Raw genomic sequence first — 266 nt, 5'->3', positions numbered from 1 at the left:
CGTTGACGGTCTCGTCGAACGTGAATCCGTACTGGAAGCCCGAGCAGCCGCCGCCTTGCACGAACACGCGCAGCTTCAGCTCCGGGTTGCCTTCCTCGTCGATCAGTTGCTTGACCTTGTCAGCCGCTGCGTCGGTAAAAACGAGGGGACCGGGCATTTCAGTCACGGGGGTCTCGGTGACAGCGTTCATTCGAACTCTCCAAAAAAGCTTCTAGCCGCTATTGTAGGGCTGTTCCTGAGTTCGTGCTTAAGCCCAGGAAATCAAG

At 57.1% G+C, this 266-nt stretch carries 1 protein-coding gene; it reads right to left on the bottom strand.

Features of this window, described 5'->3' with window-relative positions; translation table 11 throughout:
* Window positions 1–157, bottom strand: a 157-nt coding sequence (locus R2R70_RS20745; protein WP_410979013.1) for an iron-sulfur cluster biosynthesis family protein, incomplete at its 3' end; no start/stop codon positions are given.
* Window positions 158–266 lie beyond the last annotated feature (109 nt).

This window comes from Cobetia sp. SIMBA_158 (assembly GCF_046566945.1).
GTDB lineage: Bacteria > Pseudomonadota > Gammaproteobacteria > Pseudomonadales > Halomonadaceae > Cobetia > Cobetia amphilecti.
The sequence above is the reverse complement of the archived record's forward strand: the minus strand, read 5'-3'. Positions and strand labels throughout refer to the sequence as shown.